Annotated in this window: 14 protein-coding genes, 1 tRNA gene and 1 pseudogene; 7 read left to right on the top strand and 9 right to left on the bottom strand. The window is 71.3% G+C overall.

Annotated features, from left to right (window positions below; all coding sequences use genetic code 11):
• The 4 genes from M1L60_RS10920 to M1L60_RS10935 all read right to left on the bottom strand — a co-directional run bounded on the left by M1L60_RS10920 (position 1) and on the right by M1L60_RS10935 (position 4,181).
• Positions 1-519 carry a hypothetical protein gene (locus M1L60_RS10920; RefSeq protein ID WP_253237239.1) on the bottom strand — a complete coding sequence of 173 codons (519 nt, stop codon included), beginning with the start codon at positions 517-519 and terminating at the stop codon, positions 1-3.
• Between the two features lie 306 nt (positions 520-825).
• Positions 826-2,361, bottom strand: a complete 1,536-nt coding sequence (locus M1L60_RS10925; RefSeq protein ID WP_253237240.1) for a hypothetical protein — start codon at positions 2,359-2,361, stop codon at positions 826-828.
• A 10-nt stretch (positions 2,362-2,371) separates the two neighbouring features.
• Positions 2,372-3,874 carry an LPXTG cell wall anchor domain-containing protein gene (locus tag M1L60_RS10930; RefSeq protein ID WP_253237241.1) on the bottom strand — a complete coding sequence of 501 codons (1,503 nt, stop codon included), beginning with the start codon at positions 3,872-3,874 and terminating at the stop codon, positions 2,372-2,374.
• 82 nt (positions 3,875-3,956) lie between these two features.
• Positions 3,957-4,181 (bottom strand): hypothetical protein, encoded by a 225-nt coding sequence (locus tag M1L60_RS10935; protein ID WP_253237242.1) that lies wholly within the window; start codon positions 4,179-4,181, stop codon positions 3,957-3,959.
• 53 nt (positions 4,182-4,234) lie between these two features.
• Here M1L60_RS10935 and fdh point away from each other — a divergent pair.
• The 3 genes and pseudogenes from fdh to nrfD form a co-directional block, all read left to right on the top strand.
• Positions 4,235-7,495 (top strand): annotated as a pseudogene (fdh, locus tag M1L60_RS10940) (formate dehydrogenase); the annotation flags it as partial.
• Positions 7,488-8,699, top strand: a complete 1,212-nt coding sequence (locus M1L60_RS10945) for a 4Fe-4S dicluster domain-containing protein (protein ID WP_438862093.1) — start codon at positions 7,488-7,490, stop codon at positions 8,697-8,699. The pseudogene fdh and the gene M1L60_RS10945, both read left to right, overlap by 8 nt.
• A 221-nt stretch (positions 8,700-8,920) precedes the next feature.
• Positions 8,921-9,895 carry an NrfD/PsrC family molybdoenzyme membrane anchor subunit gene (nrfD, locus tag M1L60_RS10950; protein WP_253237244.1) on the top strand — a complete coding sequence of 325 codons (975 nt, stop codon included), beginning with the start codon at positions 8,921-8,923 and terminating at the stop codon, positions 9,893-9,895.
• 24 nt (positions 9,896-9,919) lie between these two features.
• On the opposite strand, the gene M1L60_RS10955 is transcribed toward nrfD, so the two are convergent.
• Positions 9,920-10,375, bottom strand: coding sequence for a MerR family transcriptional regulator (locus tag M1L60_RS10955; protein ID WP_253237245.1), 456 nt, complete (start codon positions 10,373-10,375; stop codon positions 9,920-9,922).
• Positions 10,376-10,408: 33 nt separating this feature from the next.
• Entirely contained in the window at positions 10,409-11,419 is a 1,011-nt protein-coding gene (gene selD / locus M1L60_RS10960; protein WP_438862094.1) for a selenide, water dikinase SelD, read from the bottom strand.
• 60 nt (positions 11,420-11,479) lie between these two features.
• Here selD and M1L60_RS10965 point away from each other — a divergent pair.
• The 3 genes from M1L60_RS10965 to M1L60_RS10975 all read left to right on the top strand — a co-directional run bounded on the left by M1L60_RS10965 (position 11,480) and on the right by M1L60_RS10975 (position 12,835).
• Positions 11,480-11,575: transfer RNA gene (locus M1L60_RS10965), tRNA-Sec, on the top strand.
• Positions 11,576-11,790: 215 nt separating this feature from the next.
• On the top strand, positions 11,791-12,213 hold the full coding sequence (locus tag M1L60_RS10970) for a hypothetical protein (protein ID WP_253237247.1): 423 nt from the start codon (positions 11,791-11,793) through the stop codon (positions 12,211-12,213).
• Positions 12,214-12,484: 271 nt separating this feature from the next.
• Positions 12,485-12,835 carry a hypothetical protein gene (locus M1L60_RS10975; protein ID WP_253237248.1) on the top strand — a complete coding sequence of 117 codons (351 nt, stop codon included), beginning with the start codon at positions 12,485-12,487 and terminating at the stop codon, positions 12,833-12,835.
• Between the two features lie 327 nt (positions 12,836-13,162).
• On the opposite strand, the gene M1L60_RS10980 is transcribed toward M1L60_RS10975, so the two are convergent.
• Positions 13,163-14,065, bottom strand: a complete 903-nt coding sequence (locus M1L60_RS10980) for a LysR family transcriptional regulator (protein WP_253237249.1) — start codon at positions 14,063-14,065, stop codon at positions 13,163-13,165.
• 71 nt (positions 14,066-14,136) lie between these two features.
• Between M1L60_RS10980 and M1L60_RS10985 the strand changes: the two genes are divergently transcribed.
• Positions 14,137-14,553 (top strand): RidA family protein, encoded by a 417-nt coding sequence (locus M1L60_RS10985; RefSeq protein WP_253237250.1) that lies wholly within the window; start codon positions 14,137-14,139, stop codon positions 14,551-14,553.
• A 57-nt stretch (positions 14,554-14,610) separates the two neighbouring features.
• Here the strand turns inward: M1L60_RS10985 and selB are convergent, their stop codons facing one another.
• Entirely contained in the window at positions 14,611-16,458 is a 1,848-nt protein-coding gene (gene selB / locus M1L60_RS10990; protein WP_253237251.1) for a selenocysteine-specific translation elongation factor, read from the bottom strand.
• A 2-nt stretch (positions 16,459-16,460) separates the two neighbouring features.
• On the bottom strand, positions 16,461-17,882 hold the full coding sequence (gene selA / locus M1L60_RS10995) for an L-seryl-tRNA(Sec) selenium transferase (protein ID WP_253237252.1): 1,422 nt from the start codon (positions 17,880-17,882) through the stop codon (positions 16,461-16,463).
• Between the last annotated feature and the right edge of the window lie 19 nt (positions 17,883-17,901).

Raw genomic sequence — 17,901 nt, forward strand, 5'->3', positions numbered from 1 at the left:
TCAGTCCTGGGCGGTGTGCCAGACGAAGGAGCTGGCCCACTGGCTGGGCGCCCACACGGCCGGGCTCGCGGTGATCTGCCACGGGGTGGCCAGGCGGTAGGTGGCGCCGGGGGCCAGTTCAGTGTCGAAGAAGCAGGCGGCACCGAGTTCGGTGGGAACGCAGGTGCTGTGCCGGGCGCTGGTGATGCCGCGGACCGTGCGGAGTTCGAGCACAACACCGTTGATCGCGGCGTCGCCGGAGTTGCGGACGGCCGCTGACAAGGCGGTGCTCGCGCCGGTAGCCAACGAGACGTCGCCTTGAGTGTCGACGGCCGTGAGCGCGACCGGCTCGGCGATGGTGACGCGGCCGGTGCTGGTGGCCCGGGCGGTGCCGTCGAGCACCACTCGTACGGGGAGAGGGACGTCGGCCCCGATCTCGGCGCCGGCCTTGGCGGTGACCGAGAACGTGAGCGCGCCGAGGTCGGCGGTGGGACAAGTGATCGTAGTGGCCGCGGCGACGCACCGTGGATTGAAGCGCACGGTGACCGTGGCGATCGCGTTGACCGCGGCAAGGTTGCAAGACCTTGGTCGCGCCGCTGAAGCGCAACCACTGCGCGCACGGGCCGATGCCATTCGGGCCCAGGCACGTGGGGAGGCCTGAACCTTGGTCCTGGCGGTAGTTGCCGCCCAGCGCAACCGGTTTTCGGATCGGGTGCACGGGTGTCCTGCACCGAGCCGACCGGTCCCGCGGCCGAGGTCGGCCAGTTCGGGCGTCGCCAAGTTTGGCTGGAATTCAGACCGCAGGTGCCAGCGATCTCACGCATTGGTGAGTTTGCCGTCTGGCTGTTAGCGGTGGCGGGTGACGAAGCGGGTGCTGGCGCCGACGAGGAGCAGGGCGAGGCCGATCAGGGCCAGCGTGGCCGTGTTGGTGCCGGTGATCGGTAGGCCGCCGCCCTCGCCGCCGTCGTCCTTGCCGTCGCCGTCGTCGGGGGTAGCTGCGGCGGTGCCGTTGATGACGATTGGTTGTTCCTGGGGGATGGGGGTGGCGCCGCTGGGGGCCAGGACTGTGCGGATTTTGCCTCGTAGGGTGCCGGGCTTGGTTACGCGCAGGGTGAAGTCGAAGTTGACGGTCTCACCCGGGAGGTAGGGGAGGCCTTCGAACATGCCTGTCCAGCAGTAGTAGTTGCCGTCGTTGAAGTCGGCTCCGTCGGGCCAGGGGACGCCGGGGGTGGGGTAGTCGACGTTGAAGGGCTGGCACAGCTTGGAGTGGGAGACGACCTTGGTGCCGGCGGGGGGCGTGATCGTGACCGTCAGGTAGGCGGCGCTGTCGTTGCCCCAACCCTCGAGGCGGGCCGGGCCGTTGTTGCGGACGCTCGTGCGTACCTTGACCGTCTGGCCCACCTTGGCGTTGGCGGTGTCGCCCTTGACGGTGAAAGTGGAGTTGTTGCGGCCGGTCACGGCGAGTTGCCACTCGTCGGCGTTGTTGTCGGGATTGGGGTCGATCTCGGTCTGCGGCGCCGGGTCGGTCACGGGGACGGGGGCCGGGCTCAGCGTGAGCTCAGCGCCGCTGCCGCCGCCGGGTAGGGCGAAGCCCTGGTCGACCCAGTCCTGGGCGGTGTACCAGGTCAGCGAGGACAGCCAGTTGCTCGGTGCCCACACGGCGTCGGAGGCGGTGACCGGCCACGGTGTCGCCAGACGGTATTCCTCGCCGGGGGCCAGAGCGCCCTCGAACAGGCAGGCGGCGCCGGCGGTCGGCCGGATCGGGCCCCGGCCGGGGACGGCGGTGCAGTTGGCGAAGTCGGGGGTGCGCATGCCGACGGCCGTCTGCAGCCTGAGTACGACGCCGGTGATCGGGCGGTCGCCGGCGTTGCGCAGGCCGGCGGCCAGGTTCGCCGTGGCGCCGGTGGCGACCGAGACGTCGTCCTGGGCCTGGACGGGGGTCAGCGAGACCTGTTCGGCCACGGTGACGGTGCCGGTCGCGGTGGCCACCGTCTTGCCGTCGGCGACGATGCGGGCCGGCAGGGTCACTGCGGTGCCGACCGGGGCGCCGGCCGCCGCGGTCACCCGCAAGCCGCCGCCCGAGAAGCCGCGGCTGGTGTGCGTGCAGGTCAGGGCCGTGGCCGTGGTGGTGCAGTTGGTGGCGGAGAAGAGGGGCTGCAGAGTGATCACACCCTGCGCGGCGGTGGTGTCGAAGATCAGGTCGAACTGGACGAGGGCCGCGTTCGCCGTGTCGACGCTCAGCTGCAGGACGGTCTGGTTACCGGGCACGACGCTGTCGCGGCCGACCGTCAGCTTCCACGGGGTGGCCGCGGCCTGGGCCGGCGCCGGCGCGATGAACGCGGCCAGCAGGGCGATCAGGGCGGCACTGGTGAGTCTGCGCATCGGTGGGCCTCTACCGTCGACGGGTGGCTAGGCGGGTGGCGGCGCCGGCGACGAGCAGCGCGAGGCCGAGAAGAGCGACCACGGTGGTGTTGGTGCCGGTGATCGGCAGACTACCGCCACCGCCCTCGCCGCCGTCGTCACCGGAGGCGGGCGCGCCGGTCGCCTGCACGACGAGCGGGCCCCGCTGCAGCACCGGGCCGTCGGGCACGCCGATGCCGCCGAGCCGGCTGAGGAACTCGCCCTTCAGCGTGCCCGGCTTCTTGATGCGCAGCGTGACGTCGAAGGTGTACGTCTTTCCGGGCTCGTAGCTCGGGAACAGATCGTTCGGGGACCAGCAGTAGAGCTTGCCGTCACCGATCTCGGCGTCCACCGGGTACGGCGGCGAGGGCGTCGGGTGGCCGATGCTGAACGGCCGGCACAGCTTCGTGTGCTTGACGATCTCGGTGCCGGGCGGCGGGGTCAGCACGGCGATCAGGTAGGAGCCCCACTCCTGCTCGTATCCCTCGAGCCGGGCCGGGCCGTTGTTGCGGATGCTGGCGGTGAGGGTCACTGTCTCGCCGACCTTGCCCGCCGCCTCGTCGCCCGTGACGGTGAACGTCGAGGCGTTGCGGCCGGTGACGAAGATCTGGAAGTCGGCGAAACCGGTGTTGCCGGTCTGCGGGACGGCCCGGGCCTCGGCCGCGGGCGCCAGCTCGAGCGCGGGGCCGCTGCCACCGCTCGGCAGCGTGCCGCCCTGGTCGACGTAGTCCTGCGCGGTCGTCCAGGTCATCGTCGCGTACCAGGCGCTCGGGGCCCAGACCTCGTCGGTCGCGGTGATCCCCAGCGGCGTCGCCAGCCGGTAGGCCTGGCCGGGGGCCAGCTCCTGGTCGAACAGGCAGACGACGCCCGACGTCACGTCGTAGACGAACTTCGACACGATCCGCTCGCAGTTGGCGTGCTCGGCCGGGGCCAGGCCGATGCCCGTCCGCAGCCGCAGGACCACGCCGGTCAGCGGCCGGGTGCCGGTGTTGCGCACACCGGCCGCGAGCCCGCCGGTCGCGCCCGTCGCGATGTCGATCCTGCCCTGCGCGTCGATCGCTTCCAGCGACACCTGTTCGGCGATGGTGATCGTGCCGGTGGCCTCGGCCACTGTCGCGCCGTCGAGGACGACCCGGCCCGGCACCAGCACCACGGTGCCGACCGGGGCGTCGGGGGCGGCGATGGCGAGCAGCGAGCTGGACCCCAGCCCGGTGGTCGGGCAGGTCAGCGCGGTTTCGGTGGCGACACAACCGGTGGCGAAGGCGAGCTTGAGCGTGACCAGGCCCTGGGCCGCGGTGAGATCGAAGACGACCTGGGAGCCGCCGGGGCGAGGGGAGGGCGCGCTGATGGACAGCGACAGTCCGCGCTCGGGGCCGCCGGGTGCGACGCTGATCTGGCCCATCGTCAATTTCCAAGGCGCGGCGGCCTGAGCCGCGGGTGGCGCCATGAGGGCGGCCAGAAGGGCGATCAGGGCGACACTGGCCAGCCTGCGCATCGAGCTTCTCTCGTCCGGAGCAGCGGAAAGAGCAGCAGGATACCGTCGAAACAGAATGCATTCTGTCCGTTGGTGTGCACCATCAGTACGGACGGTCGCCGGGCCGGTCCCAGCCGTCGCACGAGTCCTCCTCGTCGAGGGAACGCAGGACATCGAGCAGGTCAGGCCCCTCGTGGCCGGTGTCGACCGAGCGCCCGATCAGCCCCAGCTGGGCGGCACAGTCGCGGCCGAAGCCCTTCACCATGCGGTCGGCGCGCGTCTGATGCCCGCAACGGGGGCATTTGCGCATCGGCACGGGACGCTTCATGAACCCAGTATCCAGACCTGCGAGTGGGGCGGCACTGGGTTAGGGTCGTGATCGTGGGAGTCAAGACGTGGATCGAGGGGTGGCCGGTCTACCGGCAGCTCACCGGCTCCGATCCGCTCGGCCGGGGCGCCGCCGCGCAGTCTCCCAAGAGCAAGGCGCTCACCGCCCGCACCGAGACCGCCGACCGGGTCGCCAAGTCGGTCTGCCCCTACTGCGCGGTCGGCTGCGGGCAGCGCATCTTCGTCAAGGACGAGAAGATCGTCCAGATCGAGGGCGACCCCGACAGCCCGGTCTCCCGCGGGCGCCTGTGCCCCAAGGGCTCGGCCAGCCTGAGCCTGGTCACCAGCGATCGCCGGCAGCAGAAAGTGCTCTACCGCAGGCCGTACGGGAAAGATTGGGAAGAACTCGATCTCGACACGGCGATGGAGATGATCGCCGACCGGGTGCTGGCCGCACGCGACGCCACCTGGCAGGACGCTGACGCGGACGGCAAGCCCCTGAACCGTACGCTGGGAATCTCCAGCCTCGGCGGGGCCACGCTCGACAACGAAGAGAACTACCTGATCAAGAAGCTCTTCACCGCGATCGGCGCCATCCAGATCGAGAACCAGGCCCGTATTTGACACTCCGCCACGGTTCCCGGTCTGGGAACCTCCTTCGGCCGGGGCGGGGCCACCGGATTCCTCCAGGATCTGGCTAACGCGGACTGCATCATCATCCAGGGCTCGAACATGGCCGAGGCGCACCCGGTGGGTTTCCAGTGGGTGGTCGAGGCCAAGAACCGCGGGGCCAAGGTCATTCACGTCGACCCCCGGTTCACGCGTACGAGCGCACTGGCTCACACGTATCTGCCGGTGCGGGCCGGTGCTGACATCGCGTTCCTGGGTGGCGTGGTCAACTACATCCTGAGCAACGAGAAGGACTTCCGGGAGTACGTGCTCGCGTATACCAACGCGTCCACGCTCGTCAGCGAGGAGTTCCAGGACACTGAAGACCTGGACGGCCTGTTCTCCGGCTACGACCCCGAGACCAACACGTACGACCAGAAGAGCTGGCAGTACGCCGGTCAGCAGGACGAGGGCCAGGAGGAAGAGGAGTCGCACGTCGACCGTGAGACGGCGTCGGGCCTCGAGCAGGAGTCGCACGGCCCGCCGGTCCCGGCCGACGTGCCCCGCGACCCGACGCTGCAAGATCCGCGGTGTGTGTATCAGGTGCTCAAGCGGCACTACGCGCGCTACACACCGGAGGTCGTGGAGCGGCTGTGCGGCGTACCGCAAGAGAAATTCCTCGAGGTGTGCGAGGCCTGGACCGCGAACTCGGGGCGCGAGCGGACGACCGCCCTGGTCTACAGCGTGGGCTGGACGCAGCACAGCGTGGGCGTGCAGTACATCCGCACCGGCGCGATCATCCAGCTGCTGCTGGGGAACATGGGCCGCCCCGGCGGTGGCGTGATGGCGCTGCGCGGGCACGCCAGCATCCAGGGCTCGACCGACATCCCGACGCTGTTCAACCTGCTGCCGGGCTACCTGCCGATGCCGCACTTCCAGCAGCACGAGACGTTCGACCAGTGGGTCGACGCCATCCGGCACCCGGAGCAGAAGGGCTTCTGGTCCAACGCCAAGTCGTACGCGGTCAGCCTGCTCAAGTCGTACTGGGGGGACGCGGCGACCGAGCAGAACGACTACGGGTACGGCTGGATGCCCCGGCTGACCGGCGACCACGGTACGTACCAGCAGGTCCTGGACATGATCGACGGCAAGATCAAGGGGTACTTCCTGCTCGGGCAGAACCCCGCCGTCGGCTCCGCCCACGGCAAGGCGCAGCGGCTGGGCATGGCCAACCTCGACTGGCTCGTGGTCCGCGATCTCTACATGATCGAGAGCGCCACGTTCTGGAAGAACGGGCCCGAGATCGCGACCGGCGAGATCGTGCCCGAGGAGTGCAAGACCGAGGTCTTCTTCATGCCGGCCGCCTCGCACGCCGAGAAGTCGGGCACCTTCACCCAGACCCAGCGCATGTTGCAGTGGCGCGAACAGGCCGTCGAGCCGCCGGGCGACGCGCGTAGCGAACTGTGGTTCTTCTACCACCTGGGCCGGATCATCCGCGAGCGGCTGGCCGGGTCGTCGTTGCCGCGTGACGAGGGTGTGCGCAGGCTGACCTGGGATTACGCGCTGCACGGCCCGCATCAGGAACCGAGCGGCGAGGACGTGCTGAAAGAGATCAACGGGTACGACCTGAGCACCGGGAAGCTGCTGTCGTCGTTCACGCAGATGAAGCCGGACGGGTCGACCTCGGGCGGCTGCTGGATCTACACCGGCGTCTACCAGGACGGGGTCAACCAGGCCGCCCGGCGCAAGCCCGGTAAGGAGCAGAACTACGTCGCGCCCGAGTGGGGCTGGGCCTGGCCGGCCAACCGGCGCACGCTCTACAACCGGGCCTCGGCCGACCCCGAGGGCAACCCGTGGTCGGAACGCAAGAAGTACGTGTGGTGGGACGCCGAGCAGGGCGAATGGGTCGGCGACGACGTGCCCGACTTCGAGAAGACCAAGCCGCCCTCGTACCGGCCGCCGGAGGGGGCGTCGGGGGTCGAGGCCATCGCCGGTGACGACGCGTTCATCATGCAGGGCGACGGCAAGGGCTGGCTGTACGCGCCGAGCGGGCTGATCGACGGGCCGATGCCGACCCACTACGAGCCGGCCGAGTCGAGCGTGCGCAACCCGCTCTACGGCCAGCAGGCGAATCCGACGCGCAAGGTGTATCAGCGCTCCGACAACCTGACCAATCCGAGCCCGCCCGAAAAACATGCCGAGATCTATCCGTACGTGTTCAGCACCAGCCGCCTCACCGAGCACCACACGGCCGGGGGCATGAGCCGGCAGTTGGCGTACCTGTCGGAACTGCAACCCGAGATGTTCGTCGAGGTGTCGCCGGAGCTGGCGGCCGAGCGCGGGCTGGAACACCTGGGGTGGGCGCACATCGTGACGGCGCGCGCAGCGATCGAGGCCCGGGTGATGGTGACCGACCGGCTGGCCCCGCTGCGGATCGACGGGCGAATCGTGCACCAGCTCTGGATGCCGTACCACTGGGGCAGCGAGGGCCTGGTCACGGGCGACTCGGCCAACGACCTGATCGGGATCACGCTCGACCCCAACGTGCTCATCCAGGAGAGCAAGGTCGGCACGTGCGACATCCAGCCCGGGCGGCGGCCGACGGGGCCTTCGCTGCTGGCGTACGTGCAGGGCTACCGTGATCGGGCGGGGCTCACGCCCGGGCACCGGACGCCGATCGAGACGCCGAAGGACGCTGATGGGGAGCAATAGCCTGTACGGGCCGCTCGACCCGGCGCCCGACGCCGGGTACACGGACGCGCCGCCGCGGATGGGGTTCTTCACCGACACGTCGGTGTGCATCGGGTGCAAGGCGTGCGAGGTGGCCTGCAAGACGTGGAACGCGGTGCCGGACGACGGGTTCGACCTGCTCGGGCAGTCGTACGACAACACGGGTGGGCTGACGGCCAACTCGTGGCGGCATGTGGCGTTCATCGAGCAGCCGCGGTCGTCCTCGGGCGCGGCCACTGATACGCCGGGGGCGTTCGCGGGGCTGCCGGTCGGGCCGTCGTCGGTGCCGGCGACCAATGTGGTGGGCGCTCGGACGTCGGTGGACACCGGCACCGCGCCAGGGATTCCGCCGGCCGTCGACGCGCTGGCCGCGGCGGCTACCGCGGGGTCGGAGTTCCTTGGGGCCGCTCCGAGCGGTGGATGTGGTTCTGGATCTTCCGGCGGGTGCGCGTGCTCTTCCGGGGCCGGGGCTTCCGCTTCTTCCGGGGCCGGCGCTTCTGCGGCGGGCATATCGGGGGCCGGCGTTCCGGCGGGCGGCGTTTCTCAGGGCAGTCAGTTCCTGGGGATGCCCATGTCGGATTTGCCGGGGCGAACCACCGCGGCGCCGCGGAGCGATTTCCGCTGGCTGATGATGTCGAATGTGTGCAAGCACTGCACGCATGCTGGGTGCCTGGATGTGTGCCCGACGGGGGCGCTGTTCCGCACCGAGTTCGGCACGGTCGTGGTGCAGGACGACATCTGCAACGGCTGCGGCTACTGCATTTCGGGCTGCCCGTACGGCGTGATCGACCGGCGCGAGGACGACGGGCGGGCCTGGAAGTGCACGCTCTGCTACGACCGGATCGGGGACGGGCTGATGCCGGCCTGCGCCACGGCCTGCCCGACCGAGTCGATTCAGTACGGTGAGCTGGACGAACTGCGCGAGCGGGCGGCGCTGCGGCTCGAGTCACTGCAGTCGCAGGGGGTAGCCGAGGCCCGGCTCTACGGCCACGACCCTTCCGACGGTGTTGGCGGGGACGGGGCGTTCTTCCTATTGCTGGATGAGCCCGAGGTGTACGGCCTCCCGCCGGACCCGCACGTGCCGACGCGCGACGTGGTGTCGATGTGGAAGAAGGCCGGGCTGGCCGCCCTGACCATGGCCGCCACGGCGGTTGTCGCGTTCGCCGGGAGGCGCGGATGAGTCCGGCCCACCCCACCCGTGGCGACTCCTCGGACGGCCGCTCCCGGGCTGAACGCTCCTCGGACGGACACGGCGGCTCGGATGGACACGGCGGCTCGGATGGACACGGCGGCTCGGACGCCCGCTCGTCGGATGGCCGCTCCCAGGATGGGCGGTCCTCGGACGGGCGGTCGGTGGATCGGCGGTCGCGTGGAAAGCGGGGCGGTGGTGGGGACCGGCCCATGGTGCCCAAGGCCGACTTCCAGTCGTACTACGGGCGGCCGATTGTGCGGCCGCCGGTGTGGACGCATGACATCGCGATCTATCTGTTCACCGGTGGGCTGGCTGCGGGGTCGGCGCTGGTCGCGGCGGGTGGGCAGGCCACCGGCGACCCGGTGCTGCGGGTCGCGGGCCGGGCCACGGCCCTGGGGGCGCTGGGTGCGAGCACGTTCTTCCTGATCAAGGACCTGGGGCGGCCCGACCGGTTCCACCACATGCTGCGGGTGGCCAAGCCGACCTCGCCGATGTCCATGGGCACGTGGTTGCTGAGCGTGTTCGGGGGCGCGGCGGGGGTGGCGGCTGCGGCTGAGTTGGCGCCGTTCTTGCCTGAGCGCGGTGTCCTCGGGTTGGCGCGGAAGGTGTTGCCGCCGGTGGGGGCGGCCGCTGGGTATGGGGCGGCTGCGCTGGCTCCGGGGCTGGCCACGTACACCGCGGTGCTTTTCGCCGACACGGCCGTGCCGAGCTGGAATGCGGCGTACCCGGACCTGCCCTTCATGTTTGCCGGAAGTGCCCTGGCCAGTGGCGCGGGCGTGGGGCTGATCGCGGCGCCGGGACGGCCGATGCGGCGGATGGCGGTGGCCGGGGCGGCGATCGAACTCGCGGCCGGGCATCGGGTCGAGCACGGGCACGGGCTGCTCAGCGAGCCCTACCGCAACGGGCGGCCGGGCAAGATGCTGCGCGCGGCCCGCATCCTGACCGCGGTGGGTGCCGTCGGGGCGGTGGTCGGGCGGCGCAGCCGGGTCGTGTCGGCGCTGGCCGGGGCCTCGCTGCTGGCCGGCTCGGTGCTGACCCGCTTCGGCGTGTTCGAGGGCGGCGTCGACTCGGCGAAGGATCCGCGCTACACGGTCGTGCCGCAGCGCGAAGGCCTCAACAAAGCCGGCGGCCAGAAGGTCAGCCGCGCTACGGGACCAGCTCCCGACGCGCCGACCTCAGCGTGAGGTGCTGACCGCCGAGCTGTTGCTTCAGAGGCCGCGCGCTGTTGCTGTGGCTTCGGTGTCGAACAGGTCTAGGCCCAGCACCTCGCGGGCGTGCTGCGCGTCCTCGGCGCGCTGGGCGCGCTCCATCTCGCCGTACAGTGCGATCTTGATGTCGAGCATCGCCACGTCCTGCTGGAGCTCTTCGATGCGGGCCAGCACGCGCTCGCGGTGCTCGACGAACAACCGCAGACGGTCGCCGACGGTGTGGTCGCCGGCCCGCACCATTTCGGCATAGCGGCGCATGTCGCGCACGGGCATGCCGGTGCCGCGCAGGCGGATCAGCAGCCGCAGCCAGTCCAGGTCGCGGTCGCAGTAGCGGCGGCGGCCCGCGGTGTCGCGCTCGACCGGCTCGACCAGGCCCTCCTGCTCGTACCAGCGCAGGGTGTGCACGGAGAGCCCGACCGTTTCCGCCGCCGCGCCGACGCTGATCCCGTTCACCATGGGGTCAGCCTCGCAGTTCGAGTGCACTCGAAGTCAAGGGCGGACCTCCAGCGTCATGCCGTCGGCCCGGGCCGGCAGCAGCTCGCCGACGATCGGGAAACCGGGCACCTCGCCCGCCACCAGCAGCCCGCCCGAGGTCTGGGCGTCGGCCAGCAGCAGCAGTTCGTCCTCGCTGACGCCGCTGTCGAGGTGCGGCCGCACCCAGTCCAGGTTGCGGCGGGTGCCACCACTGACGTACCCGTCGCGCAGGGCTTCCCGGGCGCCTTCCAGGTACGGGACCGCGCGCGCGTCGATCCGGGCCGTGACCCCGCTGGCCCGGGCCAGCTTGTGCAGGTGCCCGAGCAGCCCGAACCCGGTGACGTCGGTGGCGCAGACGGCGCCCGCCTTCAACGCCTCGACCGAGGCGGCCAGGTTGAGCGTGGTCATGGCGTCGACGGCGTTCGCGAACACCTCGCCGGTGGCCTTGTGCCGGCTGTTGAGCACGCCCACCCCGAGCGGCTTGGTCAGGGTCAGCGGCACCCCGGCCACCCCCGCGTCGTTGCGCATGAGCCGGTGCGGGTCGGCGATGCCGGTGACGGCCATGCCGTACTTGGGTTCGGGGTCGTCGACGCTGTGCCCGCCGGCCAGGTGGCAGCCGGCGTCCCGGGCGATGGCCAGCCCGCCGGCCAGCACCTCGCCCGCCAGTTCCATCGGCAGCAGATCACGCGGCCAGGCCAGCAGGTTCACGGCGACGACGGGGGTGCCACCCATGGCGTACACGTCGGACAGCGCATTGGCGGCGGCGATGCGCCCCCAGTCGTACGCGTCGTCGACCACGGGGGTGAAGAAGTCGGCCGTGGCCACCACGGCCGTGCCGTTGGCCAGGCTGACCACGGCCGCGTCGTCCCCGTCGTCGAGCCCGACGAGCAACTCGCCCGGCCCCTTGGGCAGACCCGTGCCGACCAGACCGGCCACCACGGATTCGAGCTCCCCGGGCGGGATCTTGCAGGCGCAGCCTCCGCCGTGGGCGTACTGGGTCAGACGCGGTGCATCAACGGCAGTCACAACGCCCACTCTGGCACGTCGGTGATCGATCCGCCCATCGCGGCGTCTAGAGTTCGTCCCGGAGGCGTTCAGGTGGCTGGTGCCCCTCCCGGTCTTCAAAACCGGTGTGGCCCGGCATCCGGGCCAGGCGGGTTCGATTCCCGTCCGCCTCCGCCAAGCGCTGTTACGAATTCGTGACGGAATAGCGGGCAGGAGAACACTTCGAGCCCGGACGGCGCGGAGGGGATCAATTCCCAGTCCCTTTTCGCCGACGCCATTCCCGTTCGACCGATTCCGCGGCTTCCAGCGGAAACGAGTACAAGATCAGCGCGAGGGCCTGTGCGAATGTGGTCGCGGGCTCAGGGCGGGCCTTGTCGATCAGGGAGTACGTCATGATGGAACTGGCCGATCTGCGGGTCTTCTCGGATATCGAATACAACTTCCCCGACCGGTACCGCGGCCTTCTGCTGGTGGGTGGCGACGAGGAGACCGCCGAGGTCGTCTACTGCACACCGCCGGTGTCCGAGCAGGAAGCCGAGCGACTGCTCGACGTCCGGTACCAGGCGCTGGTCGCGGACTCGTCGACGCCGGACACCAGCCGGGCCGAAGGGTTGATGGAGCTCGACCGGCTGCGGGGTCTGTGTGCCGAGCGGAACAGGCTGCTCGACGAACTGGCCGAGAACGAGGCGTATCCCGAACTGGTCGGGGCCGAGGATGTTCTGCTCGGCGAGGCGTTCGGCGATGCCCAACTGAGCCTGCTGACGATGCAGATCGAGCAGAGCAAGCAGCGGCTGTTCGCCGTCGTCGAGGCTTGAGCGCCGGGCTTCGCCGGCGCCGAATTCGGACGCTCGATGCGGCGCGTGCATCAACCGGACCGGCCGCACCAGAAATACAGGGCTGTAGTTCTTTCGGTCGCCTTGCCCGTGACCAGCCGGAACGGCACGGTTGAGGGTGATGGGTAGCCCGGCGGTTCGGAAGCCATGAGTCACTGAAGGTCATTACTCACCCGGCCGGCCGGGCACCCTCATTCAGGCGCGGCGCCAGCGGGCCCGGTCTTCGCCGGCTTTGCGGATGCACCGGTATGCCTTGCCGGTCTTCGATACGCCGCGAGCGCCCTCGGGTGAGCAGAATGCGCCGGGCGTCACGGTCTTTTTCGGTGGGGCCTGCGTCTTTGTCGGTCGTGGCTTCGGCTTGGTGGTGGTGGGCCGTGGCTTGGGCTTCTTCGTCGTCGGCTGCACGGTCGGCTTGACGGTGGTCCGGGTCGGGGCCGGCCTCGAACTCGGTTTGCGGCTCGGCGTGGCCGGCACTTCGGCCGTTGTGGGCGCGGCCGTTGTCGGCACGGTTTCCACCGGCGCCTGCTCGGTGGTGGGCAGTGCGGCCAGGTTGCGGGGCGCCGCTGTCGTGGGTTTCGGGTCGGGGTTGCCGGTGAAGATCTGACCGACGAAGACGCCGCCGCAGACCAGAACCGAAAGGGCAATCGCGCTCAGGGCGATGACGGCGACGGTGTTGTTCTTCTTGATCGGCGGCTGAGGATAGGGCTCGGTGGGCCGCTGCCAAGGTCTCGGGTCATTCGTCACGCGACCACCCTGCTGTCCGATTCGGATCGCGTCGATCAGCCGTTAGGGCTAAAGGTGATGATGATCGGATGGGTCGCTTTCGGTCACTTTTCTCTGCTTTTATCGCCGCAGTCATTCTGTCTTCGAGCAGCGCGTCGACGTTGCCGCGGGCGGCGTTGGTGAATGGGCCGGCGAGTTCGCCGACCGGTTATCGGGTCCACTGCGGATCGACTGCGGCCGACAACAGCGGCAGGAAAGCGGTCAGGGCGGCCGACGGGGTGCGGCCCGCGAGGGTGGCCGCGAAGATGCGTCGAGTGGGTTCGTCGTCGTGGTGCAGGCGGAGCAGGGAGACGTCGGCCGGTTTGGTGCGCATGGCCAGGGCCGGGATGAGGGCGACGCCGAGGCCGGCGGCGACGCAGCCGAGCTTGGCCGTCCACTCGGCGGCGACGATGTCGATGCGGGGGCGGAAGCCGGTGGGCAGGCTGGCTCGCAGCAGGGTTTCCTCGGCGTCGGCCGAGCCGGCTATGAATGAGTCGTCCTTCAGGTCGGCCAGGCGGACGGTGCGGCGGCGGGCCAACGGGTGAGTTCGGGGGACGGCGACCAGCAGGCGTTCGTCGAGCAGGTGGTGCAGGGTGAAGCGGGCGGGGTCGATCGGGCCCGCGGGGGACTCGCTGACCACCGCAACGTCGGCGTCGCCGGTGGTCAGGCGGTTCAGCAGTCGGGGAGTCAGGCCTTCGACCAAGTTCAAGGTCACTTCGGGGTACGCCGTGCGGAAGCTGGCCAGAGCCCGCGGGACCAGGGCGGCCACGGCGGTGGGGAAGGCGCCCACCCGCAAGCGGCCGGTGGCGAGTGAGTGCAGGTCGTCGACGGCGCGGCGGGCGGTCGACAAGCGCGTGAGGATGGCCTCCGCGTGGGGGAGCAGGGCGCGGCCCTCTTCGGTCAGGGCCACGCCGCGGGGCAGGCGGTCGAAGACGGGGGTGCCCAGGTCGGATTCGAGGGCGGCGATCTGACGGGAGACCGCGGACTGGGTGAACTGCAGGCGCTGGGCGGCGGCGGTGATCGAGCCGAGACGGGCGACGGTGCGGAAGACCTCCAGCAGGGCGGTGTCCATGACTAGTGAGCATGGCAGGCATGCGCGACATTCGCTGGTGGCATGGGAAGGGCGGGCCTAGCGTCGTCGGTATGGTGAAGGTGACGCTCGACAACCCGGCTTCGGTGGCCGCGCCGTTCGGGGACCGGTTCGCGCATGTGGCCCGCATCGACCTGCCCGGCGGGGGTGCGCTGCTGCAGTTGGCGGGGCAGGTGGCGGTGGACGACACCGGTGAAGTGGTGGCGCCGGGCGACGCGGCGGCCCAGGCCGAGCGGATCTTCGAGATCGTGAGCGGGTTGCTGGCAGCTCATGGTGCCTCGCTGGCCGACGTGACGTTCATCCGGACGTTCATGACTGATCTGGGTGATTTGCCGGGCTACGGCGCGGTGCGGCGGCGTCTGTTCCCGGTGCCGGGGAAGAAGCCGCCGGCCAGCACGACGGTGGAGGTGAGCCGGCTCTTTCTACCGGGGGCGGTGCTCGAGGTCGAGGTCACCGCGGTCGCGAGCTGACCGTCCGAGGTCGAGCTACCGCGGGCCGAGCCGTCACGGGGGTGGGCTCGGTGCCGCTCAGCGCAGTCGGCGGCGGTCGTCGGGGAGGCGCTCGGTGACTGCGCGGCGGTCGAGGAGCTCCAGCAGGGGGACGGCTACGCGGCGGCTGGTGGTCAGGGACTGGCGGGCCTCGCTCAGGGTGAAGGGCTGGGGGAGGGTGGCCAGGGTTCGGGCGGCCTCGTCGACGGCGTCGGCGTGCAGGATCACCTGGGGGGCCAGTTGGATCACCAGGCCGGTGCGGGCGGCGGCGGCCAGTTGGCGGGGGCCCAGGCCCAGGGCGGTCAGGGTGTTGGCCTCGGGGGCGGTGAACGGGCCCAGGCCGTCGAAGGCCTTCTTGATCTGGGTTACCAATTCGTCCGGGGCGCCTGCGACCACTGCCGCCACCCGGCCGTTCCGCATGGTCAGAGGGGGGTGGATCAGCGCTGAGACCAGAGCGCGGTCGGGCAGGCCGAGGCGGTGGCGCAGGGCGTCGAGAGGCATGCCGGGTTCGAGCGGGTGCTCTTTCAGATAGGTCGTGACCTCGATGGGCAGACGTTCTCGCAGGGACGACCAGTAGGGCGGGTCCACATACCAATCGCCGGCCACGGGAGTGATGAGGGCTGCCTCCGCCGCGGGAAGGGAATTGGTGGAGGCTGCCTGCGCCGCGGGAGGGGAATCGACGGGGGGTGCCTGCGCCGCGGGAAGGGAATCGACGGGGGTCGGCGGCGGCAGGGGGACACCCATCTCGGACAGCGCGGAGGCGCGGATGAGGTGGCGGCGGGACAGTTCGCTCGTAAGGTCGGGGTGGCCGTCCATCGTGGCCAGCACCTGGGCCCGCGCGGCGGCCGCGCCTCGGCGTTGCAGGCCGGGTGGGAGGACGTCGAGGACTGTCACGCCGCCGGCCACGTGGTGCCGGCCGGGGTCACGGAGCAGGGCGCGGTCGCCGATGCGCAACGGCAGGGGGTGGGCCAGGCGCAGGCGGGCGGTGTCGGGGCCCAGGGGGCGCACGCGGACGGGGACAGCGGCCGCGCCGACGTGCAGTGTCATGGTGGCCGGCAGGTCGGCGGCGGGGTCGCCATGGACGCGGACGTCGATCAGGTCGGTCGGGCGGAAGCGGCCGGGGGTCAGCAGGGCGTCGCCGCGGCTCACGTCGTCGCGCGGGGTGCCGCGCAGGTTCACGGCGACTCGGGCCACGGCCGGGACGGTGTCGGCGGGGTGGCCCAGCGTTTGCAGGCCGCGTACTCGGACCAGCGTGTCGCCCAGGGCCAACTCGTCGCCGACGTGCAGCGTGCCGGCGCCGAGGGTTCCGGTGACCACTGTGCCGGCGCCCTTGACGGTGAAGGCGCGGTCGATCCAGAGGCGTACGGGTTCGGTCAGCGACGCCGCGGGCAGGGCGGCCACCAGCGAGTCGAGGGCGGCGCGCAGGTCGTCGAGGCCGGCGCCGGTCACGCCGCTCACGGAGACGGCGGGGACGGGGCCGAGCGGAGTCCGGGCGATCTCGGCCAAGGCCTGGGCTGTCGCGGGAGCGGGGTCGGCGAGGTCGCTGCGGGTCACGACGAGCAGACCATGGCGTACGTCGAGAGCGGCCAGCGCGGCCAGGTGCTCGGCCGACTGGGGTTTCCAGCCCTCGTCGGCGGCCACCACGATCAGCGCGGCCGGGACGGGGCCGATGCCGGCCAGCATGTTGGGGACGAAGCGCTCGTGACCGGGGACGTCGACGAACGCGACCGTCTCGCCCGAGGGCAGCTCGGTCCAGGCGAAGCCGAGGTCGATGGTCATGCCGCGGCGGCGTTCCTCGGCCCAGCGGTCCGGTTCCATCCCGGTGAGCGCCCGGACCAGCGTCGACTTGCCGTGATCGACGTGTCCAGCGGTGGCCAGCACGTGCACGGTCAGCCCTCCCCGGCCGGCTCAGCCGGGCGACGACCGCGCGGGGCGGGGTGCCGTGCGGCGGGGGGCGACCCGGCCGAGTCCGCCGACCCCCGGCCGGGCGGGGTGGCGGCGTGCGGGTCGGCTGGGTCTGGTGTGGGCCGGGCGGCGACCGCGATGACCATGTCGACCAGCAGGTGGTCGGAGGACGGGGGTACGCAGCGCAGGTCGAGCAGCAGGCGATCGCGTTCCACCCGGCCGACCACCGGTGTGGAGGCGGTGCGCAGCCGGGTCGCGTAGGCGGGCGGCAGGGACAGCGACCACGACGGCAGCGTCAGCTCCGGGGCGCCGCCGCCGCCGACCACCGCGTCGGAGGCGATCACCTCGGCGTCGACGCCGGCCTTGGCCAGCAGGGTCTGGGCGTGCTGGGTGCGGGCGAGCAGCGCCTCCGGGGAGAGCCGCAGCGCCTCCCAGGTGGGCGTGGCCGGGCCGGTCAGGGTGGCCTGGAGGGCGGCCAGCGTCAGTTTGTCGACGCGTAGGGCGCGGGCCAGCGGGTGGCGCCGCAGGCGTTCGATCAGGTCGGCCGCGCCCAGCAGCAGGCCCGCCTGAGGGCCGCCCAGCAGCTTGTCGCCGCTGGCGATGACCAGGGCGGCGCCGTCGGCGAGGGTCGTGGCCGCGTCGGGCTCGTCGGGCAGCAACGGGTCGGGGGCGAGCAGGCCGGAGCCTGTGTCGGCGACCACCGGCACGGGGAGGGTCGCGAGCGCGGACACTGTCGCGGCGCTGGTGAAACCGCGTACGACGAAGTTGGAGGGGTGGACCTTGAGGATGAAACCGGTCTGCGGCGTGATGGCTCGTTCGTAGTCGGCCACCGTCGTGCGGTTGGTGGTGCCGACCTCGCGCAGGCGGGCGCCCGTGGACTCGAGGAGGTCGGGCAGGCGGAAGCCGTCGCCGATCTCCACCATCTCGCCGCGGCTGACGATGATCTCGCCGCCCGCGGCCAGGGCCGTCGCGGCCAGCACGAGGGCGGCGGCGCCGTTGTTGACGACGTGGACGTCGCCCGCGGTGGGAACGGCTCGCTGCAGGGCGGCCAGCGCGGTGCGGCCGCGCTTGGCTCGGCGGCCGGTGGTCAGGTCGAGTTCGACGTCGGTCGGGCCGGAGGCGGCCACCACGGCCTCGCGGGCGGCGGGGGAGAGCGCGGCCCGTCCCAGGTTGGTGTGCAGCACGACTCCGGTCGCGTTCAGCACCGGGCGCAGACCGCCGGGCAGGGTGGCCAGGACGGCGTCGATCACGGCTTCCGGCTCGAGCTCCCCATCCCGTACGCGCTGAAGCGTGGCCACGACGGCGGCCTTCACAGCGGCCCGGCCCTCCGTGGCGGTCGCCGCGGTCAGGCGGGGATCGGCCAGGATCGTGTCGGTCCGCGGCACCCGCCGCCGAGGGTCCACCATGGCCGCACCCGTCCTCTCC

Source organism: Paractinoplanes aksuensis, from assembly GCF_024137025.1.
GTDB lineage: Bacteria > Actinomycetota > Actinomycetes > Mycobacteriales > Micromonosporaceae > Actinoplanes > Actinoplanes aksuensis.

What these genes read in the sequence shown, in the direction of transcription:
- M1L60_RS10945 (WP_438862093.1), top strand. Translation starts at nt 7,488, where the DNA reads ATGGGGAGCAATAGCCTGTACGGGCCGCTCGACCCGGCGCCCGACGCC.
- M1L60_RS10985 (WP_253237250.1), top strand. Translation starts at nt 14,137, where the DNA reads ATGGTGAAGGTGACGCTCGACAACCCGGCTTCGGTGGCCGCGCCGTTC.
- M1L60_RS10970 (WP_253237247.1), top strand. Translation starts at nt 11,791, where the DNA reads ATGATGGAACTGGCCGATCTGCGGGTCTTCTCGGATATCGAATACAAC.
- M1L60_RS10935 (WP_253237242.1), bottom strand. Translation starts at nt 4,181, where the DNA reads ATGAAGCGTCCCGTGCCGATGCGCAAATGCCCCCGTTGCGGGCATCAG.
- M1L60_RS10955 (WP_253237245.1), bottom strand. Translation starts at nt 10,375, where the DNA reads ATGGTGAACGGGATCAGCGTCGGCGCGGCGGCGGAAACGGTCGGGCTC.
- nrfD (WP_253237244.1), top strand. Translation starts at nt 8,921, where the DNA reads ATGGTGCCCAAGGCCGACTTCCAGTCGTACTACGGGCGGCCGATTGTG.
- M1L60_RS10925 (WP_253237240.1), bottom strand. Translation starts at nt 2,361, where the DNA reads ATGCGCAGACTCACCAGTGCCGCCCTGATCGCCCTGCTGGCCGCGTTC.
- selA (WP_253237252.1), bottom strand. Translation starts at nt 17,882, where the DNA reads ATGGTGGACCCTCGGCGGCGGGTGCCGCGGACCGACACGATCCTGGCC.
- M1L60_RS10930 (WP_253237241.1), bottom strand. Translation starts at nt 3,874, where the DNA reads ATGCGCAGGCTGGCCAGTGTCGCCCTGATCGCCCTTCTGGCCGCCCTC.
- M1L60_RS10980 (WP_253237249.1), bottom strand. Translation starts at nt 14,065, where the DNA reads ATGGACACCGCCCTGCTGGAGGTCTTCCGCACCGTCGCCCGTCTCGGC.